Consider the following 20,326-nt stretch of genomic DNA (forward strand, 5'->3'; position numbering starts at 1 on the left):
GGGAAGGTAGATGTTTTTCGTAGATTTGGAAATTTTATATAAACTAGGCATTGCAGCCGTGCTGGGACTGATTATTGGGCTGGAAAGGGAATTAAAGCGGAAACCGCTCGGGCTGAAAACCAGCCTTGTGATCTCAATTATCAGTTGCCTCCTTACCATTGTTTCGGTCCAGACTGCCTATCTTCTCAACCATGAAAATAAGGTGCAGATTTCAATGGACCCGCTCCGGCTTGCCGCAAATATCGTTTCCGGAACCGGCTTTCTCGGGGCGGGAGTCATTTTAAAAAAAGGAAATGACACCATTACGGGCCTGACCACCGCTGCCATGATTTGGGGCGCAAGCGGCATCGGGATTGCTGTCGGAGCCGGTTTTTATATGGAGGCGATTGCCGGCGTTGTGCTCATTATCATCAGCGTGGAAATCATCCCTTATTTAATGGGGAAAGCAGCGCAATCAAAGTTACGTAATAAAGACCTGATTATAAAAGTGATCGTCCGCAACAGGGATGCCATACCATCCGTCCTCGATGCGATTGAAAAGCAGCATATTACAATTGAAAATATCCGGATTAAAGATTTAAAAGATCAAACCCATTTAGTCGATTTAAAGGCGCGGGCGAGCTACAAACATACAACTGAAGATGTGTACCTGCATATTTCTGCCATAGAAGAAGTGGCGGCTGCAGAGGTAGAGAGCTGAATAAAGCTTTTTACTGGGCAAAAACCGCTTGCTTTTTCCGATCAGGCCCAGGGTTTCGGATATTCGGCAGCCGCATTTTCTCCATCTTTGCTCGCACCCGCCGGCAAGTAAGGACGTCGTTACGAAGCGCTTATTTTAAACCAGGAAAAGGATGATCACAAAATAAACGACCATGGCTGCCAGGCCGAGTGGGAATGCAAAGCGCGCATATTCCATGCTTGAGATTTTTAATTTTCCCGCGGCAATGATATTCGGAATATTCCCCGGCACGAGCATTCCGCCGCTAATCAGCAGGCCCATCAAAATATCTTGAATCGCCTTATCATTCATCGCCGGGCTGATTTCAGCTGCGGCAAGGGTGGCATTATCCAAAACAGCGGAAACCATATTGATCCAATACAGGACACGCGGGCTGAGATCCAGCAAATAGGCTTCAATAAATGGTTCAAATCCTGCCCCGAGCAAAGTGAGCGCCATTACAAACAAGTAAATCTTGAAACTGCGGATGACAATTTCCTTGTATGATTCTGAAGCCGTTTCAGCTTTTAACCCTCCATCCTCCGTAGTGGCCATGCCCGGTTCTTTTCCCGCCGCGGTTTCCATGGCGCTTGAATACTGCCCCGGTTTGACGATCAAAGCAGCCAGCACGCCGAAAACAATGACAGCCGGGATCACTGAAGTGCCGGTAAGTCTCAGCAAGTAAAAAAAGTCTGCATCCAGTTTGCTCACGACAATGGTGGAAAGCGGCTCCCCGATCGGCGTGAGCACAGCCCCGAGGCCAATGGCGAAACAGGCAAGGACAACCAAACGGACTTCCGTCTTCCGGTCAAACCGCAAAAAACGGATGACCGCTACAAGAATGATGGCGGCAACAATGGCGGTGATGACGCTCGACAGCAAACCGAGTATGATGACAAAGAGCGCAATAAACAAACGAAACGGCATCGCATGGCTGATCCGCCTGATCCCTTTTTCGATCGGTTTCTCAAACCAGCGGAACAAAAGCCCCATCGCAAGCACAGCAATCGTGATATTGAGCGGGTGCAGTAGCGCTTCCTGCACTAGATGCCAGGAAAATGACCGGCTGACAATACAAGCTGCCACGCCCATTACGAACAAAAAGGCTTCCAGATTCCTTTCCACTATTTTTGTAAACGGCAGGCACAGGACCAATAACAAAATAACCGTCAATCCCATTACCATCAAACCACTCCCTTTCATTTTTTTCGGAAAGCAAAAAAGCCTGCCACCGCGGGACATACGTATCCCTTGGTGACAGTCTCCTCCTTTAAGACAATCTATTCCATTGTCAAAACCATTCGCATTTCACGGTAATGCTCTATCTATGATAACATCTATCCCGCATTGGCGCAATGGTGTACATTCCATCAATTGCAAAAAAATTTGATCTTCTTTTATCTTAACGGATTGATGATACGAATGATTCATTTCCCAATCATTAGGGTTTGCTGAACGAATCCGATTTGCCAGCAAGCTTTGCCTCAATATTTAAAATCAGGCATCTGCATTTAAAATCAGGCATCTGCGAAAATGCATGGTGATGCTGAATCAGCTTTCAAGTGCCTGCTTGTTTTTGTTCCACCGGCGCCGGTTCTTTCATAAAGAATACGGCTACGGCCATGGGGCATAAAAGTAAAATAGCCCCCGCTAAAACAGGATAGCTTAAATCGATATTCCCTAAAACTTGTGCACCAACATATCCCGCTAATAAGGTGAAAGTTGTCCCGAATACTTGGTTATTAGAAAATACTTTTTCAAACGGATAATCCTATTCTTCCTCACGAATGCTATCTATCATCCATGAATCCACTGTGCCCGATCTTAAAGATTCGCCAAGCAAGGTAAAAATCGCACTTAGAATAAGAAAAACCATATTTCCCCAATCAAAAAACAGCAGGAACAGGCCAATACTCCTGATCACGCAACTGCTAATCAGCGTTTTTTTCCTTCCAAAAGTATCCGCAATCACGCTGGACGGGATTTCCGTAATAAAACCAACAATCCAAAAAATGGATAAAAACAGATTAATATCAGCATAACTATCATGAATGGACTTCATATATAAATATAACGTCCCGCCAAACACCATAATCCCCATGTTATACAAAATATTGAACGCATAATAGGTGTTTTTAATTCTTTGAATCCTATTCAAGTTTCATTCACCACTCCCAGGATATCCAGTATCATATGAGAAACCGCCGATGCCCGCTATGATTGCTTGCCCGTATGCAATCTTCTCCACAACGAGTGCCGCGGTTAAAACAAAAATTGTTAATCCATTTGGACATGTCCATTCTGTTATCAGCAAATTTCAAATCATTTTTAAAAGCAAACTGATCTGATATATTATTGCATACAGAGTACGGATTAGGTGTCTCCATTCAAAAAAATGAAACAAAAAAGCCGTTATTTTGATCGACCAAAATAACGGCTTATTTATTTTCTATATGTCGTTTTATACCGGCTGCCATTTGCGCAAGAACAGGGTATTGCCCACAACTGACACAGAACTGAAGGCCATGGCAGCTCCGGCCAGGATTGGATTTAATAACCCGAATGCTGCCACCGGAATCAGGATAACATTATAAGCAAAGGCCCAGAACAGGTTCTGGCGGATTTTCCGCATCGTTGCCTTCGACAAGCGGATTGTGTTGACAATCCCCATCAGGTCGCCGCGCATTAATGTAATATCAGCGGCCTCCATCGCAACATCCGTCCCGGTTCCAATCGCAATCCCGACATCGGCTGCAGCAAGAGCTGGGGCATCATTGATCCCGTCGCCGACCATTGCCGTAATGTTGCCGGCACGCTTCAATTTTTCCACTTCTTTGGATTTATCTTCCGGTAGCACTTCCGCAAGCACATGGTCTACGCCGACCTGCCGGGCAATCGCTTCGGCAGTGCGGCGGTTATCGCCTGTAATCATGACCGTTTCAATGCCCATTTCTTTCAACATGCGGATGGCTTTTGCCGATGTTTCTTTTACCGTATCCGCAACAGCAATCAGTCCGGAAAGCGCGCCATCCATTGCAACCAGCATGGCCGTTTTGCCGTCTTCCTCAAGTTTTTCCATTTGGTTGATCACATCGTCGATCCGGATATGCGCATCCTGCATCATTTTTTTATTCCCGATCAAAACTTCTCTTTCCTCTATTTTAACCCGGATACCATGGCCCGGGACTGCTTCGAATTCCTTAACATTTGGCAGTTGCAGGTCTTTTTCAGCCGCTTTTTTTACAATGGCTGCACCAAGCGGGTGTTCCGATCCTTTTTCGGCTGCAGCGGAAATGGCAAGCAAATCATCCTCTAAAAAACCGCCGTATGGAATGAGATCTGTTACTTCCGGCTCTCCTTTTGTAATCGTGCCGGTTTTATCGAGTACAACAGTCGTAATGCGATGGGCGCTTTGCAAATGCTCGGCGCTTTTAATCAGCACGCCGTTTTCAGCACCGAGGCCGGTTCCGACCATAACAGCTGTCGGGGTAGCAAGCCCGAGGGCGCAAGGGCAGGCGATGACGAGCACAGCAACCATGCTGATGATCGCCGGGGTGAATCCGGCCGCAAAATACGTCACCGCAAATGTCGCCAGTGCAATCAATATGACGATCGGCACAAAAATACCCGAAATCTGGTCTGCCAGATGCTGGATCGGCGCTTTTGAACCTTGCGCCTCTTCCACCAGTTTAATGATCTGGCTGAGCGCCGTATCTTTCCCGACTTTTGTGGCTTTAAAGCGGAACGAACCGGTTTTGTTCAATGTCGCCCCGATGACGGCATCGCCCGCTTTTTTTGAAACGGGCATGCTTTCGCCGGTCAGCATGGACTCATCGACAGAAGAAGCCCCTTCTGTGATGACGCCGTCAACCGGAATTTTTTCTCCGGCGCGGACAAAAAGAATATCACCGGGGACGACTTCTTCAACCGGTACTTCAATTTCTTTTCCGCCCCGGTTGACTCGGGCCGTTTTTGCCTGCAGGCCCATCAGTTTTTTCATCGCTTCAGATGTTTGGCCCTTTGCCCTCGTTTCCATCAGTTTGCCAAGAACGATCAGCGTCATCACAATGGCGGATGCCTCAAAGTAAAGCATGCGCCCGGAACCGAGGATGGTGAGAACAAGGCTGTATAAATAGGCCGTAGACGTCCCAAGCACAACCAAAACGGCCATATTGGCACTCCCGCCCCGGATTGCATGGTAAGCATCCCGGTAGTAATGGCCGCCGACAAAAATTTGCACGATTGTAGCAAGCAAAAGCTGCAGCCATGGATTCATATGGAATGAAAAACCGCCGCCGTAATGCATAGCGATATCCGAAATCATTTGCAACAGGAAAAAGACGGAGATGACAGCACCAACTGCAAATTTTATTTTTTGCTTTTTATATGCTTTCTCACGCATCTTCTTTTCATAGTCCGGATCGAGTTCGCCTTTTACTTTTGCGTCATAGCCGGCCTTTTTTACAGCGGCAATCATTTGTTCAGCGCTTGCCTGCCCCGGCAGGTATGTAACACTTGCCGTTTCCGTTGCCAGGTTGACGGCGGCGCGAACAACACCGGGGGTTTTTTTCAGCGCCCGCTCCACGCGGTTGGCGCATGCCGCGCATGTCATGCCCATAATATTGAGCTGCGCTTTTTCTTCTAATACACCATAACCTGTTTTCTCCACTTTTTCGATCAAATTTTCGACGGTCGCCTGTTTCGGATCGTATTGAACGGCGGCTTTTTCTGTTGCCAGGTTCACATTTACTTTTTTGACGCCTTCCACTTTCGATAAATTCTTTTCAATCCGGTTGGCGCATGCTGCACACGTCATGCCGGTAATGCCAAGCGTGACGCTTTCGGCCTTTTTTTCCTGTAGTGATGCGGCCATATCCATTCCTCCTGACGCCTTTTATACCCTCTATAGGTATATTTTTTTGAAAAAAGAGAGCGTGCCCGAAAGCACAGCCCGTTTTGCCCGGATTTACACTACTTCATAGCCTTGGTCTTCAATGGCTTCTTTTACTTTATCAAGCGTCACTTCATTCGGATCAAATTCAACATCCACTTTTCCTTCTGCCAAATGGACGTCCACGCTCTTGACGCCTGACAATTCGCCGACGCTTCCTTTAACCGCTTTGACACAATGTTCGCAGGACATGCCTTGTACATTTAAGGTTACTTTTTCCATGATCCATTCGCTCCTTTATTTTCGCATTGTTTTTTGTATGGTTACTAAAAATTCATCCAGCACATCGAGATCCCCTTCTTGAATCCGTTCCAGGACACAATTTTTCAAATGGCCCTCGAGCAGGATCTTCGACACGCCGTTTAAGGCAGATTGGATGGCAGCGATTTGGGTAATGACATCATCGCAATAGGTATCTTTTTCGATAAGGCCTTTTACGCCTCTTACCTGCCCTTCAATACGGTTCAACCTGCTGACCAGGTTCCTTTTCACTTTTTCCGAATGGTGGCTTTTACGTTCACTGTGGGCGGGGCAAACGGAAGCTTCATTCCGGGCATCCATCATGATATCCAATTCCTCCATATCCTGGCCTCCTCGTATATGTAAAATATACCTCTCCCCGGTATACTATGTCAATAGAGATGCTCCTATTTCTAAAGCGTACGTCAAATGGCCCGGAAATGTTGATCACCTTTTCAAATAAGCGATCTTGTTTTAAATTGGAACTTGCTGAATAAGCCAAATTCCTAAATTTGGCAAGGATGCTGACAGCTTTGGCATCAATTTAATGCAAGTTTTTTAAAAATGCAGGGAAAAGCTTGCACTCGAAACGCGCCCTATGTGAAGAAAGGTCTTCGTTTTTCCGCGCTTTCTTAACATAGACGGGCTCTATGTTAAGGAAGGCCGCCTTTTTTCCGCGCTTCCTTAACGTAGACGTACCCTATGTGAAGGAAGGTCTTCGTTTTTGCGTGCTTCCTTAACGTAGACTCAAAACAAGCCGCACCTAGGCTCGAAATGTCCTTTTGAACCAGCCAAAAAGACAAAACACGCTGCATCCGGGCCCGAAATGTCTTTTTGAACCTGCCAAAAGGACAAAACAAGCCACACCTAGGCTCAAAATGTCCTTTTGAACCTGCCAAAAAGACAAAACAAGCCGCACCTAGGCTCGAAATGTCCTTTTGAACCGGCCAAAAAGACAAAACACGCTGCACCCGAGCCCGAAATGTCTTTTTGAACCGGCCAAAAGGACAAAACAAGCCGCACCTAGGCTCGAAATGTCCTTTTGAACCTGCCAAAAAGACAAAACACGTTGCATCCGAACCCGAAATGTCTTTTTGAACCTGTCAAAAGGACAAAACAAGCCGCACCTAGGCTCGAAATGTCCTTTTGAACCGGCCAAAAAGACAAAACACGTTGCATCCGAGCTCGAAATGTCTTTTTGAACATGCCAAAAGGACAAAACACGCGGCATCCGAACCCGAAATGTCCTTTTAAGACAAAACACTGCAAGGATGCTGACAGCCTTGGCAAAAATTTAAATGCAAGGGTGTTATAAAATTTGCACTTGAAGCTGATTCAATTATAGAGAAAACAAAATCGAATTTTTAAAGATGGATTCTTCTAGAGCTTACTCAGAATCGGATTCGTTCAGTAAGGCCTAAATTACTTTTGAAAAAATAAAGTTCGTTTTAGAATGTGCAAATAACTGCAATTCATCAATAAATTGCTCCGCGTCTTCAAATGAGTGGAAGCGGGCTTTTAACATAAAGCATGCTTCACCAGCAATACGATAACAAAAATCAACATTCGAATACTGGCATATTTGCTTTTTAAAATCGTCATAACGATTATTTTTAATTGTCGCTTCAATGATGGCTTCAATGGGGTAGCCCAGTTTTTTTTGATTCAGTTCAATGGTATAGCGTTTAATGATATCCTGTTCTTCTAATTGTCGTACCCGCTCTCTCACAGCCGGGGCTGATAGATGAATACGCCTGCTTAGCTCGCTCATTGATAACCGGCTATCTTCTTTCAATTCATGTATAATTTGTTCATCAATGAAATCCATTTCTTCAAATTCCTTTCCAATTTGAAATTCAAATCAATCAAATGCCTTTTAACCGGTATGTAAAAGCCGCACACTTTATTTTACACTATTTTTGGGAGGGATGAGCATGACACTGATACCATTACATGAAAGAGGAAATACGCCATTTCAACAATTGCTGGGATATAACGCGTCCATTCTGAAATACTGGAACAAACTCAGTGATGAATTTGAAAAGGATGGCCGGTTATCAGCGAAGTTAAAAGAAGAAGTCCGGCGTACACTTGCACAAAAAAATGGCTGCCTGTATTGTAAGGCAAAAGGCAAACCAAACCCCGTTGATTACGATGAAAAAACAGCGGTATGTACCGGATTTGCTGAAGCTTTTCTTGCGGGCAAAGGGCAAACATCTCCAAATGTAACAGCGGTTTTAAAAGAGTATTTAACAGATGCGGAGATCAGTGAGCTGATTGCTTTCATTTGCTTCACAACAGCATCACAATATTTTGGCGCCCTCATGCAACTGGGGGAGCAACAAAGATAAGTGAAACTTCCATCAGTGGTGTTTATCCACTGATGGAAACCAATGGAGATGGTTTGATGCCTATTTCTCTCCTCTGCAGAAAGTCCCCCTTTTTTTCAAGAAAGCTAAACGTAAAACCAAATTGTTATTGCAATATAAAAGTATTTGATGTTATAATACTCTAAATTCTTTAAATCAATAAAGAAAATAGAAATATAGAATAAGAAAGGGATTTTGATATGGCATTATCTTTGGAAGCCGAAAAAATCGATGCATTGGTCGAACAAGTCAAGGAAGATGTAATCCATTGGCGGAGGCATTTGCACCAAAACCCGGAGCTTTCTTTCCAGGAAGTCGAAACATCGCAATTTATATATGATACGCTTGCATCTTTCGGGGGTTTGGTGTTGTCCCGCCCGACAAAAACGAGTGTGGTAGCCCGGCTGAAAGGAGCAAAGCCCGGCCGTGTTTTAGCCATTCGCGCCGATATGGACGCGCTCCCCATTCAAGAAGAAAATGCATTTGATTTCGTCTCAAAGCACGATGGTGTGATGCATGCTTGCGGCCATGACGGGCATACCGCGATGCTGCTTGGGGCCGCGAAAATTCTGGCCGGCTTAAAAGACCAAATCGCCGGTGAAATCCGTTTTCTGTTTCAACATGCCGAAGAACAATTGCCAGGCGGTGCCGAAGAAATGGTCCAAGCCGGTGTCATGGACGGCGTGGACCAGGTGATTGGCGCTCATTTATGGTCACCGCTTGAAGCTGGAAAAATCGAGTTGGTGTCAGGACCGATGATGGCGGCACCAGATGCTTTCTACATCACGATTAACGGAAAAGGCGGACACGGGGCACAGCCGCATTTAGCAATAGACAGCATTGCAATTGGCGCACAAGTTGTAACAAACCTTCAACATATTGTTTCAAGAAATATTGATCCCTTAGATCCCGTTGTTCTTTCCGTGACCCAGTTTATAGCCGGTACTGCGCATAACGTCATTCCCGGTTCGGTTTTCATCAGCGGCACCGTCCGGACGTTTAAGCCGGCGTTGCAGGAAGAAGTGATCCGGCTGATGGAACGCGTCGTGAAAGGCGTAACAGAAGCGCACGGGGCGACTTATGATTTTCAATACGTGAAAGGTTATCGTCCCGTTATTAACGATCCGGAAGTCACGGCAAAGCTGCGTGAAGTACTGGTTGAGACGTTTGGTGAAGATGCCATTCAAGACGGCGTTCCAACCATGGGCGGGGAAGATTTTTCCGGATTCCAGCAAAAGGCACCCGGCACATTCTTTTTTATTGGAGCCGGAAATGCGGACAAAGGCATCGTTTATCCCCACCATCACGCCCGCTTTACTGTGGATGAGGATGTATTGCCTTACGGGGTGAAAGCGTTCGTCTCCGCCAGCCTGACGTTAACTGCCTGAAAAGGATCAGCCGCTTTTTCACCGGTTGGCCTTTTACACTAAAAAAAGTGAGGTTTTCAAATGAAATTCGTCCTTGCATCACTCCCATTTCTTGCTTTAATCATTGGCATGTTTTTTGCAAACCGTACCAATCCGATGATTCTCGGAATGCCTTTTATCATGTTCTGGACCGTGTTGTGGGTTGTTTTATCGACGGTTGTAATGTTCATTATCTATAAAACCGATCCGAAAAACCAAAGGGGGGATGCCGAATGAACAGCGCACTTCTTGTTATCCTCATCTTTTTGCTGGTGTCACTCTATCTCGGCATCCGGGCGCGCCGGGGCAAGCAAATGAACCTTGAACAGTGGGCAACCGGCGGCAGAAGTTTTGGAACATTGTTTGTATTCTTGCTAAGCGCCGGTGAAATTTACACGACTTTCACTTTTCTCGGCGGCAGCGGATGGGCTTACGGCAAAGGGGGGCCGACGCTTTATATACTCTGGTACGGCTCATTGGCTTATGTTCTTTCCTATTGGCTGCTTCCGGCCATTTGGCGTTATGCAAAAGAACATAAGCTGTTGTCCCAATCCGACTTTTTCGCGAAAAAATACAATAGTCCCGCACTCGGTGTCCTTGTTTCGATTATCGGCATCATTGCCATGATCCCGTACCTTGTTTTGCAGTTAAAAGGGCTCGGCAGTATCGTCAGCATTGCTTCTTACGGCTCGATTTCTTCCGGCGTCGCCATCTGGATCGGCGTGATTGCGGTAACCATTTACACCACGATTTCAGGCGTGCACGGAACAGCCTGGACGTCCGTCATGAAAGATGCGTTGGTTTTGGCCGTCGTCGTTTTTCTCGGAATTTATCTCCCTGTTCATTATTTTGGCGGCTTTTCAGATATGTTTCATGCCATTGACCAGGCAAAACCCGGCTTTCTTGCGCTCCCGCAGCAAGGGATGAGCGTGTATTGGTTCATTTCGACCGTTTTGTTGACGGCACTTGGTTTTTACACCTGGCCGCATTCTTTTGCCGCTTCCTTTACGGCGAAAAATGAAAAGACATTCCGCCGCAATGCGGTGATTTTTCCGCTGTATCAGTTGATCCTGCTGTTCGTTTTCTTTGCCGGTTTTGCAGCGATTCTGACTGTAAAGCCTGCACTTGAAGGAGCAGCAACGGATAATGCGCTGCTGGTTCTTTCTATTAAAAGCTTTCCGCACTGGTTTGTCGGCGTAATCGGCGCTGCCGGTCTGTTATGTGCGCTGGTACCGGGGTCGCTGCTGTTGATGAGCGCATCCACAATGATTTCGAAAAACTTGTTTAAAGTATTTAAACCGACCGCCAATGAAACACAAGTGGCCAATGTTGCCAAATATTTGGTTCCGGTCGTATCTTTAATTGCCCTCTACTTCACATTTAACGGCGGGCAAACCATTGTTGCCCTGCTGTTGATGGGGTACAGCATGGTTACGCAATTTTTCCCGGCGATCGTATTCAGCTTTATGAAAAATAACCCGATTTCAAAAGCAGGCGCATTTGCTGGAATTGTTGCGGGCGAACTTGTCGTTTCCTATGTGACGATCACGAATCAGACGGTTGCGACGCTGTTGCCGTTTATGCCGCAAGCAGTCAAAGACTTAAATACCGGGATCATCGCCATGGTTTTGAACTTGATTGTAACCTTTGCCGTGAGTGCTTTTACAAGAGACAGACAAAAAAGCGTTGAAATGGCTGCGTAAACTATTTCCCAAAAAGGAGCCGTGCATGCACGGCTCCTTTTTTAACAAGCTTTCCAGGGATCCAAAAAAATTTTAAAAAAGGTATTGCTTTTTTCTACCGGGCATTATATAATAAATTTGTCGCTGATGAGGCGAACAAAAACAAAACAATGCGGATGTGGCGGAATCGGCAGACGCGCTAGATTCAGGTTCTAGTGGTGGAAACACCGTATGGGTTCAAGTCCCTTCATCCGCATCACAAAAAGCAAGGATTTCAGTTTATGGCTGGGATCCTTGCTTTTTTATTTTGATATTAAATTTCCTGCCGCATTGTTCCGGAGACCAAGAAATATAAAACAAATACATCGAATTGTTTTCTGCCGGCCATCCATTTCATGATGTTAGGAGCGCCATGAGAAAAATTGGTTTTTACCTTGATTTAAACCGGCGATCCAATTTTTATTTTCTTCCGTTCGCTTAAACTTAAACACATCATTCCCGTTTTATTGATTTTGCCAAAAACCGGTTCCCTTTTTGATAAGGGAACCGGCTTTGTGTCAGGCCATTTTCCGGCAAGCTTCCGCACAGCGCAAGCATGCTTCGGCGCATTTTTGACAATGATCATGGCTGTATTTCCTGCATTCCTCGCTTAACTAAAAAGGCAGGATCATTTTTCTCCTGCCACTTTATCTTCATGATGTTTTCTTCTGATCATATTTATCAAATGCATCCAGCCTTTTTTTCAATCTTTGATTTTCCTCTTCCAACTTCTGAATCCTCTTATGCATCCCATGGCTATGTTCCAGATGGGCTTTTTTTCCGTGCCCGCCTCCATGGCCATGTCCCCCTAACATCATGAAGATCATCATGAGCGGGCATGCAAGAAACAGCAAAGCATTTAACCATTCCATTTGTACTTCCCCCTTCTTTGCATCAATCGTAAAATTTTCTTGTGCAGAAAATGTGGAGATTTTCGAGGAACGCCCCCTCTTCACGTTTTGTTCACAACCCCTTATATCTTTTATAAAAGCACACGAATATGCATACTTTCTTCAAATTTATGATTTATACTATCTTTGATCATTTTTTGCAGACGGCAAATTATAAAGTTACAGGAGATGAAAAGCATGAGCAAAAGATTGGCAGGATTGGCAGCCATTTTGAGTTGCATACTCATTCTTGCAAGCTGCCAAAGCAAAACCAGCCAGGGGAAAGATGCCAGCCCTAACAAAGACCCCGGGCTGAGCGAAAAACAAGTGGAAGCCAAAATCAACGTCCAGCAAAACGGCAAAAATAATCTCTATGCTGTCAACTTAGTATCCGGAAAGCTCGGCACAAAAACAACCGGAAAAGTACTGACGGATACAGACTGCACTGCGGACATCAAAGGCGTGAGCCGCTGTAAATCGAAAATCAAGTTGGCGGATGGAAGCGTGATGAAGGTGATTACGCCACATAATATGAAATATTACCGGTGCTATAATATTGGGGAAAAAGTGACTGTCATACCGGGAAAAGACGGGCAAACCTATGTCCGGGTCAACACATCCTCAAAAGCAAGTTAATTTTTTGCAGAGAATTCCAAACGGGCGGGGGTGACGAAGCTGAAGCATTTAAATCATATTTCTTTTAAAATTGGCTTGATTTTCTTTGTGATTATGATTGATTTGGAAGGATTCGTGATTTACTTTTTGCACCAAAATATAGTCAAAGAGCGTGTAAAAGATGAATTCAATTCGCTTTTAGTGAGAAGCAACAGCCACCGGGATGTGCTGGAACAATACAATGACCCGGATTCCATCCACCGTGTTGCTGTAATGGAATCCAAATCCGATCTCATCGTGATTGTATTAAATGGCAATAAAAAATCCATCATTGCTTCACGCCCGCTCGACCGGGGAATGCGAAACATCATTTCAAAGCCCGTTGGCAAAATCACACACAAGGGAAAAATCATAGAAAAGCATTGGGAAGATGAAAAGTACATTGCATCCGTCAGCCCGTTTAAAAACGGCTATGTCTACATGTTTAAGGATACAAAACAAGTTCAGCAGCTGATCTCACAAATGAACCACCACTTCTGGATCGCCGGCCTTCTCGCATTCGGCATTACGCTGATTTTGATCATCCTTTTATCCCGCATTCTGGCGAGGCCGCTGATTAATATGAAAGTAGCGACAAAGAAAATTGCGAAAGGTGACTTATCTGTTGAAATCCCGGTTTACAGTAAAGATGAACTCGGACAGCTTGCTGAATCGATCCGCACGTTGGCCCGCGAGTGGAACCATCTTCGCGAGGAAAGAAGCGAATTTTTGGCTTCCATTTCTCATGAACTCCGCACGCCATTAACTTACATCAAAGGTTATGCAGATATTGCGCGGAAAAACAACTGTGCGGATAACGAAACCTATTTAAATATTATTTATGAAGAAGCCGCGAAATTGTCAGATATGATTCAAAATCTGTTTGATTTTGCGAAAATGGACCGGAATTCATTTCAAATCCAAAAGCAAAACTTCCCGCTGTTTCAAATGCTAAAGCAAATTGAACATAAATTAAGCCCGGCTTTCCAAAACAAAAGGATCATCCTGACAGTGAAGTGTCATCCTTCCATCCAGCTGATTGCAGACCCGGTCCGTTTTGAACAAGTCGTCATCAACCTGCTGGATAACGCTTATAAATATTCAGAGCCACATACGAATATCTTTCTTACCGTAAAAAAAGCAGATGGAGCATGGAAACTCATTGTGCAGGATCATGGAAAAGGGATACCCGAAGAGGATCTTCCCTATATTTTTGAAAGATTTTACCGGGTTGATAAGTCCAGATCAAGGTCTTTCGGCGGTACGGGGTTAGGCCTTGCGATTGTAAAAGAAATTGTAGAGGCTCACAATTGGCATATTCACGCTGACAGCCGGGAAGGTATTGGGACCACTATGGAAATCCGGTTTCAAGGAGGAGATATCATTGAAGAAGCTGCTGCTCGTAGATGATGAAGAAAGGATGCTGGATTTGCTTGCGTTGTATTTGGAACCGGCAGGATATGCCTGCGACAAGGTAACACGGGGACCGGAGGCAATCAGGTATATTCAGGAGGAAACTTACGATCTTATTCTTCTGGATATCATGATGCCGGAAACGGACGGCTGGGAAGTTTGCAGACAGATCCGGAAAATGAGCCAGGTGCCGGTGATCATGCTAACGGCGCGTACAGATAAACCGGATGTTGTCAAAGGGCTGAAAATCGGTGCTGATGATTATATATCCAAACCTTTTGACGAAAAAGAACTTCTCGCCAGAATTGATGCAGTCTTACGGCGTTCCAACCAAAATCAGAATGAAACCATTGAAAAAAACGGATTAAAATGGGATCCGGTATCTTTTCAAGTATTCTGCCAGAATCAGCCTGTCAGCGTGACACCGAAAGAGTTTGCGATGCTTGGGCTGTTTCTGCAGCATCCGAATCAGGTTTTCTCCCGCGAGCAATTATTAACTTCTATCTGGGGATATGAAGTGGAAACAGAAGACCGGACCATTGACTCTCATATCCGCAATGTACGGGATAAATTAAGAAATGCGGGATTCCCGGTTGACAGCCATTTGCAGACGGTTTGGGGCGTTGGATATAAGTGGGTATGGTGAAAAATGAAATTTAACGTTGAACACGGCAAAAAAGGGGCTGCCTGAAGAGCCCCTTTTAATCCTATTTAAAATTACTTGGCGGAAAGTTCATCTTCTGTTACCCATTTATGATTGGTTACCTTTTCTCCGCCATTCGCCGGCGTGTAATCCACCATATAGACTGTTGTTTTCTTTGACGAAACAATTTCAGCAGATGCCCCTTTCATGCCTTCCATATGATTTGCTTCCAATGTCACTTTTGTTCCTGGCTTTAACGCTTTATTCCCCGCCCCTTTAATTTCTTCCTGAACAACCCATTTATGGTTTTTTACTTCAGCTCCGCCTGTTACGGGCTTATAATTCACCGCATAAACGGTTGTGGCGTATGCAGCTTTTACAGTTGCTTTCGCGCCATTCATCCCTTCCATATGGTCAGCGTGGATGACAACCTGGCTGCCTGTTTTATATTTTGGGTTGCTTTCTTTTTTCATTCCTTTTGGTACTTCGCTCGAGCCGGAATGATTCATTTCCATGTGTGAATGGGAATCCGCGCTTTTGCTATCCGCAGATTTTGTTTCACTGTTGCCGCATGCCCCTAAAGAAAAGAGAATTGCGAGAGAAAAAATGCCTGCTAATACTTTTTTCATGATCTTACGTCCCCCTTGTCGCTTATCCTTTCTTTTAAAGATACCCGGCATTTGTGCAGAAATTGTGCATTTTACTGTTTACACAAGAAAAATATTGCGTGAATACGGTAGTTTCACGGCTTACTCCAGGACTCAACGCTGTTTTCAATATGGCTTTCAAATACATCTGAATAGGGTTTCATCAAATCGAATGGCGACCAGGCGGTTTACCGGGTAACAGATGTGACCAAACCGGAAGATTCCCGGGATCTTGTCCGGCTTGCCAAAGATGCTTTCGGCGGTGTAGATGTGATTTTCCTGAACGCCGGCATTATGCCGGATTCCCCGCTTTCCGCATTAAAAACGGACGAATGGAACAGCATGATCGGCATTAACATTAAAGGGGTTTTAAACGGGATTGCGGCAGTATTGCCAACGTTTATCGCGCAAAAATCAGGGCATATCATTACAACTTCTTCCGTAGCCGGGCTTAAAGCTTACCCGGGCGGGGCAGTTTACGGCGCAACGAAATGGGCGGTACGCGATTTAATGGAAGTATTGCGCATGGAATCCGCACAGGAAGGGACCAACATCCGGACTGCGACAATTTATCCGGCGACCATTAACACGGAATTGCTGGAAACGATCACGGATAAAAATACATCACAAGGCATGACGGCACTGTATGAGCAATATGGCACTACGCCTGACCGGGTTGCCAATCTCATCGTATCACCCAATTTTCCAGCCGTTTTCCTGTCCCAAAAAAAGAAGCCCGGTTCACGGCATAATGCCGGTCCCGGGCCTCTTTAAAAAAACGCCCAATTTAATAAAGCCCTGCTTTTTTAAAATACTTGTCTTTTTCGCGGTTATACCGTTTCGTATCCTGGTTGAATTGGCGAATCGTTTGTTCCATTTCCCCATTGTATTCATTTATTTTTTTTATTTGATTATCTAACTCGTCCGGGCTGAACTTTTCCAGATTTTCATAAAAGTTGCCTTGTAATGCCAATTGTTTTTTATAATCACCAAAAAAAGTGTTCATATATTTTTTGCGCTCATCCATGATGGTAAGCAGCTTCTGCGCCTGTTTCCGCTGCCCGCCGTCTTTAATTTTTTCCACATTTTCTTTTATGGATGCCGATCGTTCATATGCCTTTTGGAAATTCTTTTTGGATTTCCTCAGCTCTTTCCGCTGCTTTTCGGTATAGCTGTCCGCCGTTTTTAATTTCTGCTTCACTTCCGGGCGGTTTTCGTCATTCAGTTCAAGCTGGTTTAAATCAGCATAAATGGACGCCACTTTTTCTTTATATTGGTCCAGCTTCTCCTGGTTCGCGACAAAATCTTTTTCATAGGATGCGGATTTCTTTAATTTTTCGTATATGCTGTCCGCTTGTTTTTTGTCTGAATGGCAGCCGGCAAGAAGCAAAAGAAGCCCCGGCAACATCATTCCGAATACAATAAATCTTTTCACCCTCATCTTCTCCCCGTTTCAACTGGATGACGGATTGGATGACAGCGGCCTCCGCACGGAAACGTTACCGCGGGCGTTTCATTGGTCAGTACTTTTGTTTTATAGCCCTGCTTCTTGATAAACTTTAGTAACTTCGGCAAATATTTAACGGTTTCCGGTTTGTCATGCAAAAGGATGACCGGCGTTTCCCCTGCCTGTTTTTTTTGCCGGATTTGCTGAATCGTATACTGGACATACCGTGCATCTTTTAACTCCCAGTCGCTGCTGTCCACGTTCCAATCCCAAATATGGAACCCATTTTTATCCAGTAAATCGCGCATTTCATCTGTTAAATACGGAATACTTCCATACGGGAGGCGTACCATATAAGATTTTACACCCGTGACGTTTTCCAATATTCTTTGATCCTCAGCCATTTCGTGTAATGGCGCGGATGTACTGCTGTAGATCGCTCTTGCTTTATGTGTGATCCCGTGCAAGGCAAGCCCGTTTCCATTTTTGTACATGCGTTTTACGACTGCCGGATGCTCTTTTATTCTTGGCCCGAGCATGAAAAAGGTCGCTTTCATCTGATAAGCTTCCAACAGATCCAATAACTGGTTGGCCGCACTCGACGGGCCGTCATCAAATGTTAAGTAAATGGCATTTTCTTTCAGATCTTTCTCGTTTTGCTTCGCCACTTCTTTCTGTCTCTCCGCTTCTTTTTTCTGCCGCTGTTGCTCGATCATCGATTTGTACAAAGGAGAACCCGCAAACGCTGTCGTTGGCGCAGGCGAAAAAGATAAAGTGCTCAGTGAGACAGCATGCGCATCTTTTCCTTTGTCTTTTGCTGACATCTTTTCCCCTTTGCCAACAAGTCCGGCCAAAACAACAACAATCAACGTAAATAAAAGAGCCAACACAACTTTTCCCTTGAAATTTAATTTCCTGCCGCGCATATCTCTCTCCCCTGCTTAAAGGCTCACCGTATTTTTCATTCGCTGCCAACTTCCGACATCATCCGCAAAAACTGCCAAACATATATGATTCAGTATACATGAATAACCACAAATTTACCATACTCTACAAAATCTGTATGTGTCAAGTTTTTCTCGATAAGGTTTAAATATCGGGATTCCAAGACACTCTTTTTGTACACTTTCGTATGGATTGATAACGGGGGTGTTGATGCGCGCGAAATTCACTCGCTTTCCGCGGGCGGCCGGCGAGCCTCCTCGCTCGTACCTCGCTGCGGGGTCTCTCCTGGCCCGCTTTTCCCGCAGGAGTCTCGTAAATTTCGCGCGCATCAACGATCAGTCCCCCACATACCAGGCTTAAAACGAAAGCTCTAATATTTTGCTTAAATGCCCCATTGCCGATGAACGGCTTGAATGCAGGGAAACTGATCCGTGCTTTACGCCGATTGACGGGCGTACAGGCTGCTTGAATAGTTGAGACATCCTGATGGATTGTTGCAAGCTCCGTTGCTTTCTCGCGCTTCTTGAACGGTGTTTCAGATAGGTTTCCTGCAATGTCCCATTAAGCATGCCCTGTTTCACCTTTACCATGGCTTCGGCGCCAGCTTTACTCCAATGCATCCCCCTTTTCTTCATTCTGAATGAGATATGCCTTTGATTTGATTCCATTGCCCCCAGGCCTCTCGCACCTTCCGGTACGTTCTCTACCTTGTCCCTCCAGTCAAAAATGCGGTCCCAGTTTTTTAGGATGTACGAACGAAACTCCTTGACTTTCTTAAGGCTCTTTTCATCCGTCAATGTGCTTTCATGCGTATCCAAATACAATGTGAATTGGTCTAGGTCATGCGTTCTAATCGCTTTTCTAATTTGCTCTTTGATCTCGCTCTTTCCGCCCCCGAATGTCCTTACGATGGCTTGTGCAACATGGTAGGTATCCAGCTGGTTGAGCACCGGAAATTCCGACTGTGAGAATGCTGTTTGAAACCGTTCAGCTGTATACCCTGCACCTCCATCGCTGTTTGTAATGACATGCGCTTTTTCAAGAGAGTAGGTGTTGGCAGCTTTGGCTTGCACTTCATCCCAAAATGTCTGGATTGCTTCCGTCGTCATGATAACTGTTGGCTGACGCAGGGAGACCCTTTTGCCATTGGCTTCCCATCCCTCATAGAGAATGGCGTGGTGGACTTCCGTACTCTGTTTCTTTTTCAGTCCCCGGACAAATACACCATCTGCCTCGGAAAACAGATAGTCTACCTTCTTCCCACCAGGCAGTGAGGCAGCTACTTCCAGCTCTTCTACAAGTGCCCTGTCAGCTTCTGCCTGTGTTTTTCCTACGCGTTTCACCATTTTCCCTACAGTTGTGTGACTAAGGCTCACTGCTGTCCATTCTTTTAAAACATCAGCTACCTTCCGATAGGTGTTCTCGCTTGCCAGCTCTGCCACCTTCAATTCCACTAACGGGCTGTATCTCTGATGTGGTACCAGCCCCAAGCATTCATCCAGAGGGTAATGCGAACCCCCTCTCTTGTCATGCATGAATGAGCGTTTAAAATTCACACTTCCAAATAGAAACTGAACGCTCCTGTAATCACTCCGGCAGTACTGCCAGCCTTCCGCCTGTTTCTTCAGTCTAATCGTTTGATCTAACTTCTCAAATACGTCCCCAACCCATTGTGTAAAAACTTTTTGCATCAGAATTTTAACCTGTTCTTCAAATTCAATAAGACTCTTTGTATCCTTTAATAATCCAGCAATTATTGATATAATATCCATGGGAAGACCTCTCTCTAGATGTTCATTTCGTGGTGTACATTTAGATGATAGAGTGTCTTCCTATTTTTTCCACTCATCTGCCCCTGCGAGTAAAATTTTACACATACCAAAATCTTAGTTATTTGACCATTTTATTCTCCATCTTCCTGCATACAAACTTCGACATATACAAACGGTATCTCCATATCGCGGCCCCTGCTTGTTCCGACGGGTATCTGCCAGGACTGTTTTTATTCCCATAGACCCTGTGTGAAAAACGTTCCGCCCCAAGCGCTTTTTCCGCTATTTTTTCTATTTTTGAAACCTCCCGCCTTTCCCTCCGGCTGTTTGTAAAAAGCAGCACGCCCCGCAATCAACCATATCTGCAATGGCGAATCTAAATCTGAAGATAATGGAAACGAAGCCATTTAAAAGCATGATGGTTGATTTTTTTATGGTCTTTCAGTTTCCGGATTGCCCGGCGTTAGCTCATTATTTTCAATGGGCCGCTTCACCGAACATAAAGAAATG

Annotated in this window: 19 protein-coding genes, 1 tRNA gene and 2 pseudogenes; 10 read left to right on the top strand and 12 right to left on the bottom strand. The window is 45.1% G+C overall.

Going from position 1 to position 20,326, the window contains the following annotated elements:
• Positions 1-10: 10 nt before the first annotated feature.
• The gene (locus NSS95_RS11030; protein ID WP_035191144.1) at positions 11-700 is read left to right on the top strand and encodes an MgtC/SapB family protein; all 690 of its coding nucleotides are present in this window, start codon (positions 11-13) and stop codon (positions 698-700) included.
• Positions 701-835: 135 nt separating this feature from the next.
• Here the strand turns inward: NSS95_RS11030 and NSS95_RS11035 are convergent, their stop codons facing one another.
• The 6 genes from NSS95_RS11035 to NSS95_RS11060 form a co-directional block, all read right to left on the bottom strand.
• On the bottom strand, positions 836-1,903 hold the full coding sequence (locus tag NSS95_RS11035) for a DUF1646 family protein (protein WP_179234530.1): 1,068 nt from the start codon (positions 1,901-1,903) through the stop codon (positions 836-838).
• Positions 1,904-2,489: 586 nt separating this feature from the next.
• Positions 2,490-2,876, bottom strand: coding sequence for an MFS transporter (locus NSS95_RS11040; RefSeq protein ID WP_061565795.1), 387 nt, complete (start codon positions 2,874-2,876; stop codon positions 2,490-2,492).
• 303 nt (positions 2,877-3,179) lie between these two features.
• Positions 3,180-5,591 (bottom strand): heavy metal translocating P-type ATPase, encoded by a 2,412-nt coding sequence (locus NSS95_RS11045; protein ID WP_340713884.1) that lies wholly within the window; start codon positions 5,589-5,591, stop codon positions 3,180-3,182.
• Between the two features lie 93 nt (positions 5,592-5,684).
• On the bottom strand, positions 5,685-5,891 hold the full coding sequence (copZ, locus tag NSS95_RS11050) for a copper chaperone CopZ (RefSeq protein ID WP_340713885.1): 207 nt from the start codon (positions 5,889-5,891) through the stop codon (positions 5,685-5,687).
• Between the two features lie 15 nt (positions 5,892-5,906).
• On the bottom strand, positions 5,907-6,251 hold the full coding sequence (locus tag NSS95_RS11055) for a metal-sensitive transcriptional regulator (RefSeq protein ID WP_035184253.1): 345 nt from the start codon (positions 6,249-6,251) through the stop codon (positions 5,907-5,909).
• 1,075 nt (positions 6,252-7,326) lie between these two features.
• Complete coding sequence (locus NSS95_RS11060) at positions 7,327-7,737, bottom strand: Lrp/AsnC family transcriptional regulator (RefSeq protein WP_026685168.1); 411 nt, start codon at positions 7,735-7,737, stop codon at positions 7,327-7,329.
• A gap of 106 nt (positions 7,738-7,843) precedes the next feature.
• Here NSS95_RS11060 and NSS95_RS11065 point away from each other — a divergent pair, with 106 nt between their 5' ends.
• The 5 genes from NSS95_RS11065 (at position 7,844) to NSS95_RS11085 (ending at position 11,622) form a co-directional block, all read left to right on the top strand.
• The gene (locus tag NSS95_RS11065; RefSeq protein WP_014097622.1) at positions 7,844-8,260 is read left to right on the top strand and encodes a carboxymuconolactone decarboxylase family protein; all 417 of its coding nucleotides are present in this window, start codon (positions 7,844-7,846) and stop codon (positions 8,258-8,260) included.
• 218 nt (positions 8,261-8,478) lie between these two features.
• Entirely contained in the window at positions 8,479-9,666 is a 1,188-nt protein-coding gene (locus NSS95_RS11070; protein ID WP_340713886.1) for a M20 family metallopeptidase, read from the top strand.
• Positions 9,667-9,726: 60 nt separating this feature from the next.
• The gene (locus tag NSS95_RS11075; protein WP_013860056.1) at positions 9,727-9,921 is read left to right on the top strand and encodes a DUF3311 domain-containing protein; all 195 of its coding nucleotides are present in this window, start codon (positions 9,727-9,729) and stop codon (positions 9,919-9,921) included.
• Entirely contained in the window at positions 9,918-11,387 is a 1,470-nt protein-coding gene (locus tag NSS95_RS11080) for a sodium:solute symporter family protein (RefSeq protein ID WP_340713887.1), read from the top strand. Before NSS95_RS11075 ends, NSS95_RS11080 begins: the two co-directional genes overlap by 4 nt.
• A gap of 151 nt (positions 11,388-11,538) precedes the next feature.
• Positions 11,539-11,622, top strand: a tRNA-Leu gene (locus NSS95_RS11085).
• Positions 11,623-11,923: 301 nt separating this feature from the next.
• Here the strand turns inward: NSS95_RS11085 and NSS95_RS11090 are convergent.
• Positions 11,924-12,013, bottom strand: a pseudogene (locus tag NSS95_RS11090) (four-helix bundle copper-binding protein); the annotation flags it as partial.
• A gap of 45 nt (positions 12,014-12,058) precedes the next feature.
• Positions 12,059-12,277 carry a DUF2933 domain-containing protein gene (locus NSS95_RS11095; RefSeq protein ID WP_013860060.1) on the bottom strand — a complete coding sequence of 73 codons (219 nt, stop codon included), beginning with the start codon at positions 12,275-12,277 and terminating at the stop codon, positions 12,059-12,061.
• A gap of 216 nt (positions 12,278-12,493) precedes the next feature.
• On the opposite strand from NSS95_RS11095, the gene NSS95_RS11100 reads away from it, so the two are divergent.
• The 3 genes from NSS95_RS11100 to NSS95_RS11110 are packed head-to-tail and all read left to right on the top strand — an operon-like array spanning position 12,494 to position 15,008.
• Positions 12,494-12,931: a hypothetical protein gene (locus NSS95_RS11100; protein ID WP_013860062.1), complete on the top strand. Its 438-nt coding sequence runs from the start codon at positions 12,494-12,496 to the stop codon at positions 12,929-12,931.
• Positions 12,932-12,961: 30 nt separating this feature from the next.
• On the top strand, positions 12,962-14,359 hold the full coding sequence (locus NSS95_RS11105; RefSeq protein WP_315958593.1) for a sensor histidine kinase: 1,398 nt from the start codon (positions 12,962-12,964) through the stop codon (positions 14,357-14,359).
• The gene (locus tag NSS95_RS11110; protein ID WP_017554156.1) at positions 14,334-15,008 is read left to right on the top strand and encodes a response regulator transcription factor; all 675 of its coding nucleotides are present in this window, start codon (positions 14,334-14,336) and stop codon (positions 15,006-15,008) included. The genes NSS95_RS11105 and NSS95_RS11110 overlap by 26 nt, the downstream gene beginning before the upstream one ends.
• Before the next feature lie 71 nt (positions 15,009-15,079).
• On the opposite strand, the gene NSS95_RS11115 is transcribed toward NSS95_RS11110, so the two are convergent.
• On the bottom strand, positions 15,080-15,634 hold the full coding sequence (locus NSS95_RS11115) for a YdhK family protein (protein ID WP_013860065.1): 555 nt from the start codon (positions 15,632-15,634) through the stop codon (positions 15,080-15,082).
• Positions 15,635-15,826: 192 nt separating this feature from the next.
• Here NSS95_RS11115 and NSS95_RS11120 point away from each other — a divergent pair.
• Positions 15,827-16,342 (top strand): annotated as a pseudogene (locus tag NSS95_RS11120) (SDR family oxidoreductase); the annotation flags it as partial.
• 97 nt (positions 16,343-16,439) lie between these two features.
• On the opposite strand, the gene NSS95_RS11125 reads toward NSS95_RS11120, so the two are convergent.
• From NSS95_RS11125 to NSS95_RS11135, 3 genes are all read right to left on the bottom strand, one after another.
• Positions 16,440-17,093, bottom strand: coding sequence for a YkyA family protein (locus NSS95_RS11125; RefSeq protein WP_340713888.1), 654 nt, complete (start codon positions 17,091-17,093; stop codon positions 16,440-16,442).
• Positions 17,090-18,025, bottom strand: coding sequence for a polysaccharide deacetylase family protein (locus NSS95_RS11130; RefSeq protein ID WP_315958595.1), 936 nt, complete (start codon positions 18,023-18,025; stop codon positions 17,090-17,092). Before NSS95_RS11130 ends, NSS95_RS11125 begins: the two co-directional genes overlap by 4 nt.
• A gap of 375 nt (positions 18,026-18,400) precedes the next feature.
• The gene (locus NSS95_RS11135) at positions 18,401-19,816 is read right to left on the bottom strand and encodes an ISLre2 family transposase (protein ID WP_104851505.1); all 1,416 of its coding nucleotides are present in this window, start codon (positions 19,814-19,816) and stop codon (positions 18,401-18,403) included.
• Between the last annotated feature and the right edge of the window lie 510 nt (positions 19,817-20,326).

The sequence above is a fragment of the Weizmannia sp. FSL K6-3076 genome, assembly GCF_038007245.1.
In the GTDB taxonomy this organism is placed as follows: domain Bacteria; phylum Bacillota; class Bacilli; order Bacillales; family Bacillaceae_C; genus Weizmannia; species Weizmannia faecalis.

Excerpts from the sequence above, each read along its gene's own strand:
- NSS95_RS11080 (WP_340713887.1), top strand. The coding sequence starts at position 9,918 with ATGAACAGCGCACTTCTTGTTATCCTCATCTTTTTGCTGGTGTCACTC.
- NSS95_RS11135 (WP_104851505.1), bottom strand. The coding sequence starts at position 19,816 with ATGGATATTATATCAATAATTGCTGGATTATTAAAGGATACAAAGAGT.
- NSS95_RS11130 (WP_315958595.1), bottom strand. The coding sequence starts at position 18,025 with ATGCGCGGCAGGAAATTAAATTTCAAGGGAAAAGTTGTGTTGGCTCTT.
- NSS95_RS11045 (WP_340713884.1), bottom strand. The coding sequence starts at position 5,591 with ATGGCCGCATCACTACAGGAAAAAAAGGCCGAAAGCGTCACGCTTGGC.
- NSS95_RS11070 (WP_340713886.1), top strand. The coding sequence starts at position 8,479 with ATGGCATTATCTTTGGAAGCCGAAAAAATCGATGCATTGGTCGAACAA.
- NSS95_RS11035 (WP_179234530.1), bottom strand. The coding sequence starts at position 1,903 with ATGGTAATGGGATTGACGGTTATTTTGTTATTGGTCCTGTGCCTGCCG.
- NSS95_RS11075 (WP_013860056.1), top strand. The coding sequence starts at position 9,727 with ATGAAATTCGTCCTTGCATCACTCCCATTTCTTGCTTTAATCATTGGC.
- copZ (WP_340713885.1), bottom strand. The coding sequence starts at position 5,891 with ATGGAAAAAGTAACCTTAAATGTACAAGGCATGTCCTGCGAACATTGT.
- NSS95_RS11065 (WP_014097622.1), top strand. The coding sequence starts at position 7,844 with ATGACACTGATACCATTACATGAAAGAGGAAATACGCCATTTCAACAA.
- NSS95_RS11095 (WP_013860060.1), bottom strand. The coding sequence starts at position 12,277 with ATGGAATGGTTAAATGCTTTGCTGTTTCTTGCATGCCCGCTCATGATG.
- NSS95_RS11030 (WP_035191144.1), top strand. The coding sequence starts at position 11 with ATGTTTTTCGTAGATTTGGAAATTTTATATAAACTAGGCATTGCAGCC.
- NSS95_RS11115 (WP_013860065.1), bottom strand. The coding sequence starts at position 15,634 with ATGAAAAAAGTATTAGCAGGCATTTTTTCTCTCGCAATTCTCTTTTCT.
- NSS95_RS11125 (WP_340713888.1), bottom strand. The coding sequence starts at position 17,093 with ATGAGGGTGAAAAGATTTATTGTATTCGGAATGATGTTGCCGGGGCTT.
- NSS95_RS11060 (WP_026685168.1), bottom strand. The coding sequence starts at position 7,737 with ATGGATTTCATTGATGAACAAATTATACATGAATTGAAAGAAGATAGC.
- NSS95_RS11100 (WP_013860062.1), top strand. The coding sequence starts at position 12,494 with ATGAGCAAAAGATTGGCAGGATTGGCAGCCATTTTGAGTTGCATACTC.
- NSS95_RS11055 (WP_035184253.1), bottom strand. The coding sequence starts at position 6,251 with ATGGAGGAATTGGATATCATGATGGATGCCCGGAATGAAGCTTCCGTT.